Origin of the sequence: Microbacterium sp. Leaf203 (assembly GCF_001421275.1) — a bacterium.
GTDB lineage: Bacteria > Actinomycetota > Actinomycetes > Actinomycetales > Microbacteriaceae > Microbacterium > Microbacterium testaceum_A.
The window spans coordinates 17,216-35,161 of record NZ_LMKF01000025.1 but is presented as its reverse complement, the minus strand read 5'-3'; the positions used below and the strand labels follow the sequence as shown (position 1 = coordinate 35,161).

The window sequence follows — 17,946 nt, the reverse complement described above, 5'->3', positions numbered from 1 at the left end:
CCATGTTCACAGCACGAACCAAGAAGGGCCTCGGCCTCGTCGCAGGCCTCGCGGTCGCCTCCCTCGCCTTCGCCGGTTGCAGCGGCGGATCGAGCGACCCCCTCAGCAACGGCGGCGGTGACGCCTCGGCGTCGTCCGACACGATCGTCGTCGGCTCGCAGGCCTACTATTCGAACGAGATCATCGCCGAGATCTACGCTCAGGCGCTCGAGGGCGCGGGCAAGACCGTGAAGCGTCAGTTCCAGATCGGTCAGCGCGATGCGTACATCCCGCTGCTCGAAGACGGCACCGTCTCGGTGTTCCCCGAGTACACCGGCAACCTGCTGCAGTTCTTCCAGAAGGACACCACCGCCCGCACGTCCGATGACGTCTACGCGGCTCTCCCGGCGGCTCTGCCCCAGGGTCTCGAGGTCCTCGACCAGTCGCAGGCCACCGACCAGGACTCGTACACCGTCACGAAGGCCTTCGCCGACGCCAACGGCCTCACCTCGATCGCCGACCTGTCGAAGGTGACCTCGGGCCTGACGCTCGGTGGCAACGCCGAGCTCGCCGAGCGTCCGTACGGGCCGGCCGGACTGCAGTCGACCTACGGGGTCAACGTCCAGTTCTCGCCCACGGGCGAGACCACGGTCGACGACCTCGTGGCGGGCACCATCCAGGTCGCCAACGTCTACACGGCCGATCCCCGCATCAAGACCGACAACCTGCTCACGCTGACCGACCCCAAGGGCCTGTTCCTGGCGTCGAACGTGGTGCCGGTCGTCAACTCGAACGTCGCCTCCGAGGTGTCGGATGTGCTCAACAAGGTCAGCGCCGCCCTCACCGAGGACGCGCTGGTCGCGATGAACGTCGAGTCCACGGTCGACCAGAAGTCGTCCGCCGACATCGCCAAGGAGTGGCTCTCGGCCAACGGCTTCTGAGTCTCTTCGTCGTGCGGGGTCGTCCGGGGTACCGGGCGGCCCCGCCGTCGTTTTCGCCCGCGAGACGGCACCCCGCTGACATGTCGGCATCAGATCGCGCCTGATTCGTCAGGAGGTTGCCGTCTCGGCGCAGGGAAACCCGCCCGAGCGCCTCGCACGGGGAGGGCCGGGTGGATGCCGGCACCCCGGCGCGCGCGATCGCCTCGGGCACCGCGTAGCCTGGGACGGATATGGCACATCTGCTCGGGGGCGAAGCCCTGCACCTGGAATACCCGACCAAGATCGTCTTCGACTCCGTCTCGCTCGGCGTGAACGAGGGCGATCGCATCGGGATCGTCGGCCGCAACGGTGACGGCAAGTCGAGTCTGCTCGGCATGCTCGCCGGTATCCGCGAGCCCGACGGCGGGCGCGTGACCGTGCGCGGCGGGGTGACCGTCGGCGTGCTCGACCAGCAGGACACCCTCGACGACGACGACACCATCGGCCACGCGGTGGTCGGCGATCGACCCGAGCACGAGTGGGCGGGCGACTCCCGTACGCGCGACGTGATCGCGGGCCTGCTCGGCGATCTGCCCTGGGACGCCCGTCTGGGGGACCTCTCGGGTGGTCAGCGGCGCCGTGTCGCGCTGGCCAAGCTCCTGTCGGGCGATTGGGACGTGCTGTTCCTCGACGAGCCCACCAACCACCTCGACGTCGAGGCGATCACGTGGCTCGCGGGTCACCTCAAGAAGCGGTGGGCGCCCTCGGCCGGCGGCCTGCTCGTCGTCACGCACGACCGGTGGTTCCTCGACGAGATCTGCACCGCGACGTGGGAGGTGCACGATCGGATCGTCGAGCCCTTCGAGGGCGGCTACGCGGCGTACATCCTGCAGCGCGTGGAGCGCGACCGGCAGGCGGCATCCATCGAACAACGCCGTCAGAACCTGGCCCGCAAGGAGCTCGCGTGGCTGCGCCGCGGGGCGCCGGCGCGCACGTCGAAGCCGAAGTTCCGCATCGACGCGGCGAACGAGCTCATCGCCGATGTGCCCGAGATCCGCGACAAGGTCGCCCTGCAGTCGCTCGCGGTCGCCCGCCTGGGCAAAGACGTCGTCGACCTGCTCGACGCGGGGGTCACCTTCGGCGACAAGACGGTTCTGAAGGACGTGGAGTGGCGGATCGCGCCGGGGGAGCGCACCGGCATCCTGGGCGTGAACGGTGCGGGCAAGTCCACGCTGCTCAGCCTGGTGACCGGCTCCCTCGAGCCCACCAGCGGCCGCGTCAAGCGCGGCAAGACGGTCAAGGTCGCCACCCTCACCCAGCGCCTCGACGAGCTCGACCAGCACCTGAACGACCCCGTGCGCGTGGTCATCGCCGGGTTGCGCACCACCTACGCGTTCGGCGCCGGCTCGAAGTCGCAGGAGCTCACCCCCGGGCAGTTGCTCGAGCGCCTCGGCTTCTCGAGCGCGCAGCTCTCGACGCCGGTGAAAGACCTCTCGGGTGGCCAGAAGCGGCGCCTGCAGCTGCTGCTGGTCATCCTCGATCAGCCGAACGTGCTGATCCTCGACGAGCCCACCAACGACCTCGACACCGACATGCTCGCGGCGATGGAAGACCTGCTCGACTCGTGGTCCGGCACCCTCATCGTCGTTTCGCACGATCGCTATTTCCTCGAGCGCGTCACCGACCAGCAGTACGCGATCCTCGATGCCAAGCTCCGTCATCTTCCCGGGGGCGTGGACGAGTACCTGCGTTTGAGGGCGCTGCAGGATGCCGAACCCTCGCGGTCCGCGACGTCCTCCGGTGCCTCCGCGACCCCGGGCCTGCAGGGCGCCGAGCTCCGCGCCGCGCAGAAGGAGGCGTCCGCCGTCGAACGCCGTATCGAGAAGCTGCAGCAGCAGATCGACAAGGCGAAGGCGGCGTTGGCCGACCACGACCAGGCGGACTACGAGGGGCTCGGCAAAGAGATGCAGCGCATCTCGGCCCTCGAGGGCGAGCGCGACGAACTCGAGATGACCTGGTTCGAGCTCACCGAATCCATCGGCTGAGCCCTCGGGACGCCGCGACGGCGAACGGCCCGTCCCCCGGAGGGAACGGGCCGTCCTCGATCGACGATCAGCGCACCGACACGAAGATCGGGTTCGTGTAGAGCCACGTGTCAAGCCAGGGGTTCCCCTGACCGGCCGCGTGCGGCTGCGGGGCCCGCGGGTCCACGTCCGCCCCGCGCGGGCCGGTGCCGTGCACCTTGCCGTCGCTTCCGCGCACGCGCACGTAGCCGTCGACGTCGGCGGTGCCCACTGGGATCACGATCTGGAACGCCGAACCGCTGCGGTCGCTCACGTCGCGCAGCTCGATGACGCGGGTTCGGGGAGCGACCATCGTGTCGCGGTCGCTCGCGGCGCCCGTGATCTCGCCGCGGATCACGTCGAGGTGCGCGAGACGGGGCAGGATGCCGGCGGAGTTGCGCTCCGTGGTGGGCTCGACGTCGATGACGATCTCGATCTTCGTGCCCGTCGGTACGCGCAGGGTCCCGCCGAGTGTGGCGGTGTTGGCGGTGTCGTCGGCCGCGCGCAGGGTGACCGCGAGTCCGGCGACGAGGTGCCCGTGGTCGACCCACATGCGTCCCGCGCGCACGGCGTCGAGGACGGCGGTGTGCGTCTTGTCGGCGGCGCCGACGTGGGTGCGGCTGAACTCGCCCGGCCACAGGTCGCTGCCGCCCTGCGGGGAGGCGGTCGACACGGGGTCGGGTCGGCGACCCGCGCGGTTGAAGTTGGCCAGCGTGGCCCCGTTGTCCCACCCCGAGCCGGTGGGGAAGTCGCCCACGCGGGTGTTGTCGAAGTTCTTCAGGTGCAGGTCGCTGTTCGTGGTGATCCACCAGCGTCGGCCCTCGCTGAGCAGGGCGTCCCACATGCCGCCGACGACCGCGGTCATCCAGTCGAATCCGCCGTGCGCCCGGTACGCGCTCGCGGGGAATCCCGGGAACGAGTAGTCGCTGCGGGAGTTCTCGTACTCGCCACGCTGCGAACGGTCGGTGGTGTTCGCCGCGAGACCCGAGGCCTGCGCCCCCGGAGCCCCCTCGAAGCCCACGAAGACGTCGGGGTCGGCATCCTGCCACGCGCGCAGTTCGCCGGGGGAGTCGATGCCGAGTCGGCTGGGATGGTTGGCCAGGACGAGCACGTCGTCGACCACGCCCGCCTTGCGCTGCTGGCCGAGCCACGAGATCCCGTCGACGGCGTGCTGCAGCCAGTCGGCGGCGTCGCTCGTGTTGGGTCGGGGCTTCTCCCACTGGTTGAGCTTGCCGTCGTAGGTCAGCTCGAAGTGGCGCAGCACCTCGGTCACGCGGGGGCCGGGGGCGACCAGCACGGTGCCGTGCTCGGCGGCCGGGATGTACCACTCGAGGCCCTGGAAGACGAGGAGATCGGGTCGGGCGGTTCGCGCCGCCTCGATCTCGCGCGCCGCGTTGAAGACGCCGCCGACGTTCGCGTGGCCGACGTTGCTGTGCTCGGTGAAGGCGATGGCATCCACCCCGAAACGCTGCGCCTGGTCGAGGATCGTCGTCATCGCGTACTTGGCGTCGTGCGAGTAGACCGAGTGCACGTGATGGTCGAAGACGAGCCAGCGCAGGGCCTTCGGGTCGGTCACGGCCGTGGGCGTGGTCGCGGCCACGGCGCTCGCGGCGGCTGCGGGCCCGAACGACGATGCGGCGGACGCGGTCGTGACCGCGGCGGCGGCTGCGGCGAGGAAGGTGCGGCGGGAGAAGCCGGATGGGGTGTGAGAGGGCATCGCAGACTTTCGTGAGAGGGGTCGCCGGGAACGTAGGGGCCGCGGATGAATCGCGGGTGGACGCGCGGTGATGTTGACGTCACCATCCATTCACCCGGTGGACCGCACGGTGCGGCACAGTCCGTTCGACCTCACCACCCGATCGAGAGCAGCCATGTCGTCCACCCCCGTGCCCACCCGCCTCCTCCCTTTCGCCGCAGCCGCGGTCCTCGTCACGGGTCTCGTGCCGCTCGGTGCCCTGGCCGCGTCCGCGGCGAGCCCCCTCGTGCTGCGGGATGCCGCGGGCACGGCCGTCTTCTCGGGTGACGCCGCCGCGTATCCCTCCTTCGGCATCGCGACCTTCGCCGACGGCTGCCCCTCCGGAACGAGCGATGGGGCGCGCCTGTCGGTGGCGGCCGGAGGCAGCACCGTCGTCGTCTCGGCGACCGTGCCGGTCACCGTGGGCGCGGCGGTGAGCGTCCCGATGGGCTCCTCGTTCACGGCGGTCGTTCCCATGGGCACGACGAGCGCGACCCTGAGCCTGGAGTGCCTCGCGCTGTCGTCCGGGGTGCCCTCGTCGATCCTCCCCGTCGCCAGCCTGCCGGTCACCCTGTCCGCGTCGGGTTGGGCGGTCCCCGGTCAGCCGAGCCCCTCACCGACCACGTCGCCGACCGGCCCCGCGCCGTCCCCGTCGGCCTCGGGATCGGCCGCCCCCGACCCCGCGGCAGCCGCCTCGGCCACCCCTGGCCCCTCGACCTCGGCCACCCCGGTTGCGGCCGCGGCCTCCGGCTCGGACCTCGCGGTCACGGGTGCACAGGTGGCGGGCGTTGCGGGCGTCGGCGCCGTGCTCGCCGTCGCCGCCGGTCTCGTGTTCCGTGCGCGCGCTCGTCGTCGCGCGGCGGCGCAGGACTGATCGCCCGTCCGCTCGGGGTCCTCGCCGCTGCGGCGGCCCCGTCGGCGTCAGTGGACCGCGTACTCCAGCACCACGATGAAGACGCCGAGGCAGGCGGTGGCGAAGGCGCCGAGGAGTCGGACGGGGATCGACGCCTTCCGCCGGGCGTACGCGCCGTAGCCGAGCAGGGCGAGCACGGCGAAGGTCGCCCACATGCACAACTCGAACGCGTCGCTCACCGAGACGCCGGTCATCCCGGCCCAGACGAGAACGAGGATCGAGGGGATTGACGCGTAGAGCATCCCGGCCCCGTGCCGCATGCCCTCGCGGGTCGCGCGGCGGAGCCCGTGGGTGGCGTGCTCGGTCAGGGTGTGCGCGAACACGTGCGCGATGAAGAAGACGACGAGCGACAGCGAGGCGCTGCCGATCACCTCCCACACGTTCTCGGTGTGGTCGTCGGCGATCGAGACGAACGCCGCGAACACGATCAGGCCGTAGATCGCCGCGGGGGAGCGGAAGCGGACGCCGAACCACGCCCGGACGCGCGCCCAGCGCGACAGCGACTCCGCCGGCGCGCTCACGCGTCGAATCCCAGGCTCAGTTTGCGCAGCAGGGTGGCGAGTCGTTCGCGGTCGCCGCGCGAGAGTCCCTCGAGCAAGAGGGCCTCGGCGTCGACGAGGCGGGTGATCGCGGCATCCACCCGTACTCGTCCGTCGTCGGTCAGCGTCACCAGAATGCTCCGTCCGTCTCCGGGGTCGGCCTCGCGACGCACGAAACGGCGGGCGACGAGACGATCGATACGGTTCGTCATCGTGCCGCTCGAGACGAGCGTCTGCTGCAGCAGCTGCTTCGGGCTCAGCTGGTACGGCTCGCCCGCCCGGCGCAGCGCCGAGAGTACGTCCCACTCCCACGACTCGATGTCGCTGCGGCGGAACGCCTCTTTGCGGGCGAAGTCGAGGTGTCGCGACAGGCGTGCGACGCGCGAGAGCACCTCGAGGGGCGAGAAGTCCAGATCGGGGCGCTGACGCATCCACGCATCGACGATGCGGTCGACTTCGTCGCTGTCCCGGGTCACGGTCTCATTATGTCGAGTGCTCGGCAGGTCGGTCGGCGCGCGCGGGCGGGCGGAACGCCCGGCGTCCGGGTCTGGCAGACTTGACCGGTGCCCTCGGGCACGGTCCGCCGTGGTGTAACGGCAGCACGACAGCCTTTGGAGCTGTTAGGTCCAGGTTCGAATCCTGGCGGCGGAGCATGACATCACCGACCGAGTTGGCCGTCGTCGTCCTCGCTGCGGGTCAGGGAACGCGCATGCGCTCCCGCACACCGAAGGTCCTGCACCCGGTCGGCGGTCGCCCGCTCGTCGGTCACGTGCTCGACACCGCGGCATCCCTCGATCCGGCCCGCATCGTCGTGGTCGTGCGTCACGAGCGCGAGATGGTCGCCGAGACCGTGGCGGAGCTCGCCCCGGGCGTCGTGATCGTCGATCAGGACGAGGTGCCCGGCACGGGTCGCGCGGTCGAGGTCGCCCTCGACGCGCTGGACGGCTTCGAGGGCGATGTCCTCGTGCTCAGCGCCGACGTGCCGTTGCTCGAGACCGGCACGCTCACCGAATTGCTCGCGACCCACCGCAGCGGCGGCACCGCCGTCACCCTGCTGAGTGCGCGGGTCGACCAGCCCTTCGGTTACGGCCGGATCCTGCGCGACGAGACCGACGGCGTGCGCCGCATCGTCGAGCAGAAGGACGCCACGGCCGACGAGGCCGCGGTCACCGAGATCAACGTGGGGGTCTACGTCTTCCGGGCCGGTCCGCTGCGTGCGCAGCTCGCCCTCGTCGGGACCGCGAACGCCCAGGGCGAGAAGTACCTCACCGACGTGGTCGGGCTCCTGCGCGACGCGGAGATGGGGGTCGCGGCGTCCGTCACCGACGATGCGTCCGCCGCACTCGGCGTGAACGACCGTGTACAGCTGTCCGAGGCCGGGCGCACGCTCAACGCGCGCACGGTGCGCCGCTGGCAGCTCGAGGGCGTCACGGTCGTCGACCCGGCGACGACGTGGATCGACGTGACCGCGACCCTCGCCCCCGACGTCACGATCCTCCCCAACACGCACGTGCGCGGGGCGACCGTCATCGCCTCGGGCGCCACCATCGGCCCCGACACGAGCCTCGTCGACTGCGAGGTCGGCGAGAACGCGACGATCACCCGCACCGACGGCACCCTCGCGGTCGTCGAGGCCGGCGCCACGGTCGGCCCGTTCGCCTACCTCCGCGCGAACGCGCGCGTCGGCGTGAACGGCAAGGTCGGCACCTTCGTCGAGGTGAAGAACTCCTCGATCGGCGAGGGGAGCAAGGTCCCGCACCTGTCGTACATCGGCGACACCGAGATCGGACGCGGCGTCAACCTCGGTGCCGGTGCGATCACGGCGAACTACGACGACATCGCCAAGCACCGCACCGTCATCGGCGACGAGGTCCACAGCGGATCGCACAACGTCTTCGTCGCGCCGGTTACGATTGGAGCGGGCGCCAAGACGGGTGCCGGCGCGGTGATCCGCAAGGATGTCCCGGCCGGTGCGCTGGCGCTCAGCGTGGCACCCCAACGCAACGTCGAGGGGTGGGTCGAGAAGAACCGACCGGGCACCAGAGCGGCCGACGTGGCCGCTCTGGCTCGGGCTGAACAGGAAGCGGCCGATGGCTCGTAAGAAGAATCGTGTAGACCTCGACCGCGACAACGGCATCGCCCCCGGGCTCGTCGCCAAGACCAAGAAGCGACTCGTCGTCGCCTCGGGCCGCTCGCACCCCGAACTCGCGAAGCAGGTGGCCGAGCACCTCGGCACCGAGCTCGCCCCCACCGAGCACCGCACCTTCGCCTCGGGTGAGATCTACACCCGCTTCGAGGTGTCGATCCGCGGCTGCGACGTGTTCGTCGTCCAGTCGTTCGGTCCTCCGGTCAACGAGTGGCTCATGGAGCTGCTCATCATGCTCGACGCCCTCAAGCGGGCCTCGGCCAAGCGCATCACGGTCGTCGCGCCGTACTTCCCGTACTCGCGTCAGGACAAGAAGGGCCGCGGTCGCGAGCCCATCAGCGCCCGCCTGGTCGCCGACCTGCTCAAGACCGCGGGTGCCGACCGCATCATGAGCGTCGACCTGCACGCCGCGCAGATCCAGGGCTTCTTCGACGGTCCGGTCGACCACCTGTTCGCCAAGCCGGTGCTGCTCGACCACTTCGAGCGGGGCCTCTCCGCCGAAGACCGCGAGACCCTCACCGTCGTGTCGCCCGACATGGGCCGCGTGCGCGTGGCCGACACCTGGTCCGACAGCCTGGGCGCCCCCCTCGCGATCATCCACAAGCGTCGCGACCCGAAGGTCGCCAACCAGGTCTCGGTGCACGAGATCGTCGGTGACGTGAACGGCCGCACCTGCCTGCTGGTCGACGACATGATCGACACCGGCGGCACCATCCAGAAGGCTGCTCAGGCCCTCAAGGCCTCGGGCGCCCGCAAGGTCATCGTCGCCGCGACCCACGCGATCTTCAGCGACCCGGCCACCGAGCGTCTGCAGGACCCCGCGATCGACCAGGTCGTCGTCACCGACACCGTGCCGATCTCGGCCGAGCGTCGGTTCGAGCGTCTCGAGGTGCTGCCGATCGCGCCCCTGCTCGCGCGCGCGATCCACGAGGTCTTCGAGGACGGCTCGGTCACGAGCATGTTCGGCGGCGACGCCTGACCACCGCCGTTCCGTTCGCATCCGGCCGTCTTCCCCAGGGGGAGGCGGCCGAATGCGTTCCGTCCGAGGGTCGATTCTCGAGGCAGGCCCCTCCGGCGGCGTCCGTCCTCGCACAGCTCGCACAAAAGAATGAACCCGGTGGCGGCCAAGGTCGTGTCCCTACCGTGAGCACGTACGCGCCGCGAGGCACGACCGAAGGAGGACCCTCATGATCCGCACCACAGCCGTACCCCGTCCCGTCCGTATCGGCACCGCTCTGCTGGGTGTCGCCGGCATCGCCACCCTCGCCGGGTGCGCCGGCGGCGCGACCACCGGCGACGCCGCCCCCGCCGACACCGCGGCCCCCGCCGCGAGCTCGGCCCCCGCCACGACCTCGGATGCCGCCGCCGGTGGCTCGACCGCGTCGGGCACCTACAAGGACGGCGAGTACGAGGCCACCGGCCAGTACGCGACGCCCGAGAGCGTCGAGACCATCGACGTCACCCTCACGATCGCCGGCGACACCGTGACCGCGGTGAAGGTGACCGGCGACCCGCAGGCCGCGGAGTCCAAGCGCTACCAGGGCGAGTTCATCGGCGGCATCCAGAGCGAGGTCGTGGGCAAGAAGCTCAACGAGATCTCGGTCAGCAAGGTGGCCGGTTCCTCGCTCACGAGCGGCGGCTTCAACAAGGCCGTCGACTCGATCAAGTCCGAGGCCAAGGCCTGACAGCCATGAGCACGCCGCTCGCCACGGGGTCGATCTGGACCTTCGACGCGATCGGTACGTCGTGGGCGATCGAGACGGCGCATCCGCTGCCCTCGGTCGCCCGCGACGCGGTGTCGACGCTCATCGAGCGGTTCGACCGCGAGTGGTCGCGATTCCGCGACGACTCTCTCGTGTCCTCGCTCGCCGAGGGGCGTACCGCGTCGGTTCCCGCTCCTCGAGACGCGGGTGCCATGTTCTCGCTCTACCGCGAGCTCGATGCGGCGACCTCCGGTGCCGTCAATCCGCTCGTCGGCGACGCGTTGGCGCGCCTGGGATACGACGCCCGGTTGACTCTCGCTCCGTGGGGAGCGCCGCAGCCGGCGCCCACCTGGAGCGAGGTCCTCACGTGGGACGACGACCACGTGCGGGTCACCGCTCCCGCCACCATCGACGTCGGAGCGCTCGGCAAAGGGCGGCTGGTCGACCTGGTGCTCGACGCGGTGAGATCCCACGTGGACGGCGACGCCGTCGTCGACGCGTCGGGAGACCTCGCCGTCCGCGGGGCGCCCGTGCGCATCGGTCTCGAGCACCCCTACGACCCGACCCGCGCCATCGGAGTGGTCACCGTGGCGGGCCGGTCGCTCTGCGCCTCGGCGATCAATCGCCGCGCGTGGGGGGACGGTCTTCACCACGTCCTCGACGCCCGCACCGGTGCGCCCGTCCGGGCGTACGCCGCCACGTGGGCCCTCGCCGAGACGGCGATGCGCGCCGACGCCCTGGCGACCGCGTTGTTCTTCGACGGTGGGCCCGAGTTGGCGGCATCCTGGGATGCCGAATGGGTGCGCATGCGCACCGATGGCCGCGTCGAGTGGTCTCCCGGCTTCTCCGGCGAGATCTTCTCCTGAGCCCGTCCTTCCCATCCCCCCGTTTCGCCTCCTCTGAAGGGTTCCCCCATGAGCACCACGCTCACCGCCGGTTCGACCCGCGTCCTCGGCCTCATCGGTCGCGTCTCGATGTACCGGCTCGTCATGGCGTCGCTCGGTCTTCTCGCCGTCTTCTCGCTCGTCCTGTCGTTCGCGGGCCTCGTGGTCCCGCAACCTCTCGCGATCGTCGCGAGCGCCGTGGTGCTCGCCGCCGCGTGCGCCCTCACGGATCTCGTCGCGCAGAGTCTGCTCCGGATGCCGCGACGCCTGGAGTCCTCACTGATCACGGCCGGGATCCTGTTGTTCGTCCTGCGTCCGTCGGTGGAGCCGATGGGCCTGGCCGGCCTCGTTCTCGCCGGTGTCGTGGCATCCGCCTCGAAATACGCGCTCGCCTGGCGCGGTCGGCACATCTTCAACCCCGCGGCGACCGGCGCGACCGTCTTGACGATCGTGAGCATCTGGGCGCCCGACCTGGGGTCTTCGGCGTGGTGGGTCGGTTCGCCGTGGCTCGCGGCACCCGTCCTGGTGCTGGGAGTGCTGCTTCTGCTCCGCACCGACAAGTTGCCGATCGTGGTCGTCTTCTGGGTCGTCGCGATGGCTGTCGCCTTCCTCCGCACGAGCGTGCAGTTCCAGGCCGCGGGATTCCCGGTCGATGTGCCGAGCGTGCTGCTGCAGGTGGCGGTCTCCTCGCCCTTCCTGTTCCTGGGCGCGTTCATGCTGTCCGAGCCCCTGACCCTTCCGCCCCGTCGCGTGCAGCAGTATCTGGTGGCGATCGTCGTCGGCGTCCTGGCCGGGTGGCCGCTGCCGGTGGGCGAGATCACGCTCGGTCAGGAGCGCGCGCTGCTCGTCGGCAATCTGCTCGCCTTCCTGTTCTGCCTGCGCGCGGCCGTGCGCCTGCGCGTGGACCGTCGGCGCGATGTCACCCCGACGGTGCGCGAACTCTCGTTCCGGGCCGCCCGGCCCTTCGCGTTCCACCCCGGGCAGTACCTCGAACTCGACGTCCCGCACCGCCGACCCGACGCTCGGGGAACGCGCCGCGAGTTCTCGATCGTCTCCGCGCCGGAAGACCTGCCCGAGGTGCGGATCGCCTTCAAGGACGGTTCGCAGTCGTCGTACAAGCGGGCCCTGGCCGCCGTCGAGCCGGGGGCGACCCTCGCCGTCACGGGGGTGTGGGGCGACTTCGTGCTCCCCTCGCGGCCGACCTCGCCCGTGCTGCTGGTCGCGGCCGGGATCGGTGTGACCCCGTTCGTCTCGCAGCTGCGCCACCTCGTGGCGACGAACCAGGACCGCGACGTCGTTCTCGTGTACGTGGTGTCCGAGGCGTCCGAGCTCGCCTTCCGCGACGAGATCGCCGCCGCGGGGATCCCCGTGATCGTCTTCTCGCGCGACGAGCCGCGCGATCTGCCCCAGCGCTGGGTGTGGGCCGGACCGTATCGAGTGGATGCCGAGGCGCTCCTGCGGACCGTCCCCGACATCGCACAGCGCGCCGCGTACGTCTCGGGCCCGCCGCGACTGATCTCGGCGCTCGCGCCCGCCCTGGGCAAGGCGAGGTCGCTGACGACGGACGCGTTCGCGGGGTACTGAAGCGGAAGGGTGGCGGGGAAGGGCTCGACAGGCGAGGGTGGCAGGATGCCGCTTCCTCGACGCGCTGTCGCCCTCATCGGCGTGATGGTCCTGCTGAGCGGCTGCGCGGTCGACGCTCCGAACGACGACGTCGCCGCCTACGTCGACGCGGCGATCGCCGAGATGCGCGACGGCATCCACGCCGACACGGACGAGTTCCGGGATGCCGTGGCGCAGGCCGCGCCCGAGCTGAGGGCGAAGCCGACGATCGCCGAGACCTACCGGGGTCTCGACCAGCTCGCCGCCGCCGCGGGCGGACCGCATTCGTGGCTGCAGACGCCGGCCGATGTCGCGTCCATCACCACGCAGAACGCTCCGGGCGCGCCTTTTCCCGTCCCCACCGTGTCGACGCGCGACGGAATCAGCATGCTGACAGTGCCCGGGTTCCAGGGGGAGGACCGCGACGCGATCGAGCAGTATCAGTCCGCGGGCCTCGAGGCGATGCGCGCTGCGGCCCCCTCGACGACGTGCGGCTGGATCATCGACCTGCGGACCAACGGCGGGGGCAGCGCGTGGCCCATGCTCGCGGTGGTCGCTCCTCTCCTCGACGACGGCGATGTCGTCGGGCTGAAACGAGTCGAGACGGTGCACTGGGCGACGGTGGCGAACGGCGGTGTCGTCTCGACGCCCGGGGGAGACGACACCGCGACACCGGGCGGATTCCGCGTCGACGCCCCCGTCGCCCTGCTCACCTCCGGCATGACGAACAGTGCCGCCGAGATCGTGGCTATCGCGTTCGCCGGCCAGACCGACGCTGTCCGCGTCGGGAAACCGACCTCGGGGATGACGACGGGCAATCAAGTGAGAGAGCTCAGCGACGGCGCCCGCATCATCCTCACCACCTCGTACGACGTCGACCGCACCGGTACCGTCTACGACGGCCCCCTCGCGCCCGACATCGAGGTCGCGCCCGGCCCCGACCTCGAGGCGGCGCGGGCGGCGGTCAGATCGCGGTGCGCCTGACCTCCGGCATCCCGTGGTCTCAGACCGTGTCCGCGATCACCGGATCGGCGGGCTTGGCCGGGAGGCGCACCTCGAAGGTCGTGTCGCCGGGAGTGCTCGTGACCGAGATCGTTCCGCGGTGCGCGTCGACGATCGCTCGCGCGATCGACAGGCCCAGGCCGGTACCGCCGGTCTTGCGGTCGCGCGAGCGATCGGCGCGGGCGAACCGCTCGAAGAGCTGCGAGGCGACCGAGGGATCGATGCCGGGACCGTTGTCGTGCACCCGGAGCACGGCTTCGGCGCCCTCGTGGGCCACCGACACGTTGACCTCGCTGCCCGCGGGCGTGTGCGTGCGGGCGTTGGCGAGCAGGTTCGCCACCACCTGGTGAAGGCGGGCGGCGTCTCCGGCGAGCTCGACGGGCGTATCGGGGACGTCGATGGTCCACGAGTGGTCCGGCCCGGCCGGGCGGGCATCGCCCACCGCCTCGACGGCGAGGCGCGTCAGGTCGACCGACCCGTAGACGAGCTCCTGGCCCTCGTCGAGTCGCGCGAGCAGCAGCAGATCCTCCACGAGCGTGGTCATGCGCAGGGACTGCGCCTGGATGCGCTCGAGCGACTGTTCGGTCGTCTCGACGGCCAAAGAGATGCGCTGGCGACTCTCGTCGTCCTGCGCCTGACGCATGGCACGCAGCGACAGCTCCGAGAAGCCGCGAATGGATGCCAGGGGCGTACGCAGTTCGTGGCTGGCGTCGGCGACGAATCGGCGCATCAGCTCTTCGTTGCGCTGGCGGGCGCTGAGGGAGGCGTCGACGCGGTCGAGAAGGGTGTTCAGGGCCGTGCCGACCTGACCGATCTCGGTGTGGTCGTCGACCTGGTCGGCGGGCACGCGCTCGGTGATCGAGACGTCGCCCTGATCCATGCGCAGCGACGCCACGCGGGTGGCCGTCTCGGCGACGGCGCGCAGCGGTCGAAGTCCCAACCGGATGACGATCGCGATGATGACAGCCAGGAGCAGCAGGCCGCCCGTGGTGACCAGGGCGACGGTGGTCAGGATCGCGCCGATGGTGCTGGTGACGCTCGAGAGGGGGAGTCCGACCAAGAAGATGCTGTCGCTGCCGGGCGTCTGGAAGGGGCGGACGAGGTACTCGCCGAGGTTCGGCAGGTCGACGGTCTGGGCGTTCGGGTCGGCGGCGGCGGCCTGCAGACTGTCGGCGATCCGGCCGAGGTCGTCGGTGGTGAGCGCACGGGCGCCGTTGTCGCCGACCACGGCGCCCGTGATGCCCGTGCCGCGCGAGTTCATGACGAGCAGAGTGCCGGAGTCGAAGAACCCCGACTCCAGGACCTGTTCCGCCGAACTCTGGAAGGCGGCACGCGGTTGGATGGACGCGGCCGCCTCGTCGACTTGGGCGCCGAGGTTGACGTAGAGCACCTGGCTGAGGATGGCGCTGGTCGAGATCCCGATCATCACGAGGATGAAGGCGACCATGCCGATGACCGCGGTCATCAAGCGCGCCTGGAGCGTCCAGGGACGACGGAGCCTCAGCGACAGAGGCTCCTTCTTGGGCTTCGGGGTCGACTCCTGCGGGGAGTCGGCGTCGGGGGCGTCGGTCTCCCAGACCTCGGCGGGGGGAACGGGGGGAGCAGGTCGCGGCGGGGTACTCACTGAGGGGCTTTGATCATGTAGCCCACGCCGCGCACGGTGTGGATGAGCGGGTCGTTCCCGGCGTCGATCTTCTTCCGCAGGTACGAGATGTAGAGCTCGACGACGCTGGACCGACCGCCGAAGTCGTAGTTCCACACGCGATCGAGGATCTGCGCCTTCGACACCACGCGGCGCTGGTTGCGCATGAGGAAGCGCAGCAGCTCGAACTCGGTGGCGGTGAGCTCGATCTCCTTGCCGCCGCGGATGACCTCGTGGCTGTCTTCGTTCAGCGAGAGGTCGCCGACGCGCAGGATCGGCTCCGAGTCGCGCGTCAGGGCCGTGCCGGCGCGACGCATGAGGCCCCGCAGACGCGCGACGACCTCTTCGAGGCTGAACGGCTTGGTGACGTAGTCGTCGCCGCCGGCGGTCAGACCCGCGACGCGATCGGCCACGGCATCCTTCGCGGTGAGGAAGAGCACGGGCACGTCGTTGCCCGAGTGGCGCAGGCGCTGGAGGACGGCCATGCCGTCGAGGTCGGGCATCATGATGTCGAGCACCATGGCATCCGGCTCGAAATCACGTGCGGACTGCAGGGCGTCGAAGCCCGATCCGGCGGTCTTGACGTCCCAGCCCTCCATGCGCAGCGCCATCGACAGCAGGTCGGTGAGCATCTGCTCGTCGTCCACGACGAGGACGCGGAGGGCACTTCCGTCGGGGCGGGTGAAGGTGGGGGCGGCGGCGGTCGCGGTCATAGAACTCATTGTGCTCTCGTATCTATGAGCTTTCTATGGCGAGCCTTATGGGAATCCTGGGAACGCGAGATCCGGCGGCTGAGAACGCGCCCCACGAGCACCCCGATCGTCGCCCCGAGAGCGTTGGCCGCCACGTCGCCGACGTCGGCCACACGCGTCGGCAGGAAGAGCAGTTGCGTGATTTCGATCGCGCAACTCACGGTCAGGCCGAGCAGGATGCCGTGCCACCGGCGCCCCCGCCACGCGATCACGAGCAGACCCAGCGGCACGAACATGACGACGTTCGACAGGGATTCGACGACGTCGAAGGTGATCCACGCCGTCGCGGGGGACTTCCGGAGCGCGTCGAGCAGACGACCCAGGATGCCGCCCACCTCGGCGTCGTAGATCGAGGGGCGCAGCGTCATCCACCACACCGCGACCGCGTAGACACACGAAGCGGCGACGAGCCATGCCCGTCGCCGCTTCGTCACCGTCGATCCCTCGGGATCAGTGGGTGTCTTCGGCTTCGATCTCGGTGCGGTCGCCCGACCAGAGGGTGTGGAAGGTGCCCTCCTTGTCGATGCGACGGTAGGTGTGCGCACCGAAGAAGTCGCGCTGGCCCTGGATAAGGGCGGCGGGCAGACGCTCGGCGCGCAGGCCGTCGTAGTACGCCAGCGACGAGCTGAAGGCGGGGGCCGGGATGCCACTGGCCGCCGACAGCGACACGATGTGGCGCCATGCGTCCTGGGCGCGGCCGAGCGCCTCGACGAAGTACGGAGCGGTCAGCAGCACCGGCAGCTCGGCTTCGGCGTCGTACGCCTCGGCGATGCGGTTGAGGAACTGCGCGCGGATGATGCAGCCGCCGCGCCAGATCTTCGACACGGCGCCCAGGTCGATGCTCCAGTCGTACTGCGCGGCACCGGCGCGGATCTCGTCGAAGCCCTGCGAGTACGCGACGATCTTCGAGGCGTACAGCGCCAGGCGCACCTGCTCGATGAACGCGTCGGCGTCCTCTCCCGACAGCACCTCGGTGCCCGAGGGGCCGGGGAGCTCGCGCGAGACCGAGCGCTGCTCGGGGTGGCTCGACAGCGACCGCGCGAAGGTGGCCTCGGCGATGCCCGACACCGGCACGCCCAGGTCGAGGGCGGTCTGCACCGTCCACGCGCCGGTGCCCTTGGCGCCGGCCTGGTCGAGGATCACGTCGACGAGCGGCTTGCCCGTGTCGGCGTCGGTCTGGCGCAGCACCTCGGCGGTGATCTCGATGAGGTACGACTCGAGCTCGCCGCGGTTCCAGTCGGCGAACACGTCGGCGATCTCGGCCGGGCTCTTGCCCGTGGCGCGGCGGATGAGGTCGTAGGCCTCGGCGATGAGCTGCATGTCGGCGTACTCGATGCCGTTGTGCACCATCTTGACGAAGTGGCCGGCGCCGTCGTGGCCCACGTGCGTGACGCAGGGCTCGCCCTCGGCGACCGCGGCGATCGACTTCAGGATCGGGCCGAGCGTGGCCCAGGCCTCGTCGGAGCCGCCGGGCATGATCGAGGGGCCGCGCAGCGCGCCCTCTTCGCCGCCCGAGACGCCCATGCCGACGAAGTTGATGCCGGTGTCGCGCACGGCCTTCTCGCGGCGGATGGTGTCGGTGAACAGGGCGTTGCCGCCGTCGACGATGATGTCGCCGGGCTCGAAGACCTTGACGAGCTCGTCGATGACGAAGTCGGTGGGGCGGCCGGCCTTGACCATGATGATCGCGGTGCGCGGCTTCGACAGCGACGCGGCGAAGTCCTCGTACGAGAACGAGGCGACGAAGTTCGCCTCGGGGTGCTGCTCGAGCACGTGCTCGGTCTTGTCCTTGCTGCGGTTGAAGATCGCGACCGTGTTGCCCTCGCGGCTCGCGAGGTTGCGGGCGAGGTTCGAGCCCATGACCGCGAGGCCCACGACGCCGATGTTGGCGCGGCCGTCGCCCTCGCCCTCGGGGCGGGAGTCGGCCTCGGCGGTGGGACGATCCACCTCTTCGATGCCGGGTGCACCCTCGTGCACCTGTGCGGCCGTGTGCGGGGCCTGATCCTGGTCGCTCGAGGGTCCGGTCGGGGAGGGGGTCGACGTCATTCGTTGCTCCGTGTTCAGGT

The 17,946-nt window shown here is 70.5% G+C and carries 16 protein-coding genes and 1 tRNA gene; 10 read left to right on the top strand and 7 right to left on the bottom strand.

What is annotated here, in order from left to right; translation table 11 throughout:
• Positions 1-2: 2 nt before the first annotated feature.
• Positions 3-920 carry an ABC transporter substrate-binding protein gene (locus ASE56_RS10055; protein ID WP_056228676.1) on the top strand — a complete coding sequence of 306 codons (918 nt, stop codon included), beginning with the start codon at positions 3-5 and terminating at the stop codon, positions 918-920.
• Positions 921-1,150: 230 nt separating this feature from the next.
• Positions 1,151-2,944: an ABC-F family ATP-binding cassette domain-containing protein gene (locus ASE56_RS10050; protein WP_056228673.1), complete on the top strand. Its 1,794-nt coding sequence runs from the start codon at positions 1,151-1,153 to the stop codon at positions 2,942-2,944.
• 67 nt (positions 2,945-3,011) lie between these two features.
• Here ASE56_RS10050 and ASE56_RS10045 read toward each other — a convergent pair whose 3' ends face one another.
• Positions 3,012-4,679 (bottom strand): PHP domain-containing protein, encoded by a 1,668-nt coding sequence (locus ASE56_RS10045; RefSeq protein ID WP_056228668.1) that lies wholly within the window; start codon positions 4,677-4,679, stop codon positions 3,012-3,014.
• Positions 4,680-4,833: 154 nt separating this feature from the next.
• On the opposite strand from ASE56_RS10045, the gene ASE56_RS10040 reads away from it, so the two are divergent.
• Positions 4,834-5,571 (top strand): hypothetical protein, encoded by a 738-nt coding sequence (locus ASE56_RS10040; protein WP_056228666.1) that lies wholly within the window; start codon positions 4,834-4,836, stop codon positions 5,569-5,571.
• A 47-nt stretch (positions 5,572-5,618) separates the two neighbouring features.
• Here the strand turns inward: ASE56_RS10040 and ASE56_RS10035 are convergent, their stop codons facing one another.
• Together ASE56_RS10035 and ASE56_RS10030 are read right to left on the bottom strand one after the other, a co-directional pair.
• On the bottom strand, positions 5,619-6,131 hold the full coding sequence (locus ASE56_RS10035) for a hypothetical protein (protein ID WP_056228662.1): 513 nt from the start codon (positions 6,129-6,131) through the stop codon (positions 5,619-5,621).
• Positions 6,128-6,625, bottom strand: coding sequence for a MarR family winged helix-turn-helix transcriptional regulator (locus ASE56_RS10030; RefSeq protein WP_143017973.1), 498 nt, complete (start codon positions 6,623-6,625; stop codon positions 6,128-6,130). Before ASE56_RS10030 ends, ASE56_RS10035 begins: the two co-directional genes overlap by 4 nt.
• 103 nt (positions 6,626-6,728) lie before the next feature.
• On the opposite strand from ASE56_RS10030, the gene ASE56_RS10025 reads away from it, so the two are divergent.
• From ASE56_RS10025 to ASE56_RS09995, 7 genes are all read left to right on the top strand, one after another.
• Positions 6,729-6,800, top strand: a tRNA-Gln gene (locus ASE56_RS10025).
• A gap of 1 nt (position 6,801) precedes the next feature.
• Entirely contained in the window at positions 6,802-8,250 is a 1,449-nt protein-coding gene (gene glmU / locus ASE56_RS10020; RefSeq protein ID WP_056228659.1) for a bifunctional UDP-N-acetylglucosamine diphosphorylase/glucosamine-1-phosphate N-acetyltransferase GlmU, read from the top strand.
• Complete coding sequence (locus tag ASE56_RS10015; protein ID WP_056228656.1) at positions 8,240-9,274, top strand: ribose-phosphate diphosphokinase; 1,035 nt, start codon at positions 8,240-8,242, stop codon at positions 9,272-9,274. The genes glmU and ASE56_RS10015 overlap by 11 nt, the downstream gene beginning before the upstream one ends.
• Before the next feature lie 208 nt (positions 9,275-9,482).
• Positions 9,483-9,980, top strand: a complete 498-nt coding sequence (locus ASE56_RS10010; protein WP_056228651.1) for a hypothetical protein — start codon at positions 9,483-9,485, stop codon at positions 9,978-9,980.
• A 5-nt stretch (positions 9,981-9,985) separates the two neighbouring features.
• Positions 9,986-10,864 carry an FAD:protein FMN transferase gene (locus ASE56_RS10005; protein WP_056228647.1) on the top strand — a complete coding sequence of 293 codons (879 nt, stop codon included), beginning with the start codon at positions 9,986-9,988 and terminating at the stop codon, positions 10,862-10,864.
• A gap of 48 nt (positions 10,865-10,912) precedes the next feature.
• Complete coding sequence (locus ASE56_RS10000; protein WP_056228643.1) at positions 10,913-12,466, top strand: FAD-dependent oxidoreductase; 1,554 nt, start codon at positions 10,913-10,915, stop codon at positions 12,464-12,466.
• Between the two features lie 45 nt (positions 12,467-12,511).
• A complete protein-coding gene (locus ASE56_RS09995) occupies positions 12,512-13,468 on the top strand; it encodes a S41 family peptidase (RefSeq protein ID WP_056228640.1) in 957 nt (318 codons plus the stop codon).
• A 19-nt stretch (positions 13,469-13,487) separates the two neighbouring features.
• Here the strand turns inward: ASE56_RS09995 and ASE56_RS09990 are convergent, their stop codons facing one another.
• From ASE56_RS09990 to gndA, 4 genes are read right to left on the bottom strand one after another with little or no spacing between them, the layout of a single operon-like run.
• Entirely contained in the window at positions 13,488-15,110 is a 1,623-nt protein-coding gene (locus ASE56_RS09990; protein ID WP_327037363.1) for an ATP-binding protein, read from the bottom strand.
• Complete coding sequence (locus ASE56_RS09985) at positions 15,107-15,841, bottom strand: response regulator transcription factor (protein WP_056228637.1); 735 nt, start codon at positions 15,839-15,841, stop codon at positions 15,107-15,109. Before ASE56_RS09985 ends, ASE56_RS09990 begins: the two co-directional genes overlap by 4 nt.
• Positions 15,842-15,846: 5 nt before the next feature.
• Positions 15,847-16,314 carry a VanZ family protein gene (locus tag ASE56_RS09980; RefSeq protein WP_056228634.1) on the bottom strand — a complete coding sequence of 156 codons (468 nt, stop codon included), beginning with the start codon at positions 16,312-16,314 and terminating at the stop codon, positions 15,847-15,849.
• 16 nt (positions 16,315-16,330) lie between these two features.
• Positions 16,331-17,926 carry an NADP-dependent phosphogluconate dehydrogenase gene (gene gndA / locus ASE56_RS09975; protein WP_056228630.1) on the bottom strand — a complete coding sequence of 532 codons (1,596 nt, stop codon included), beginning with the start codon at positions 17,924-17,926 and terminating at the stop codon, positions 16,331-16,333.
• Between the last annotated feature and the right edge of the window lie 20 nt (positions 17,927-17,946).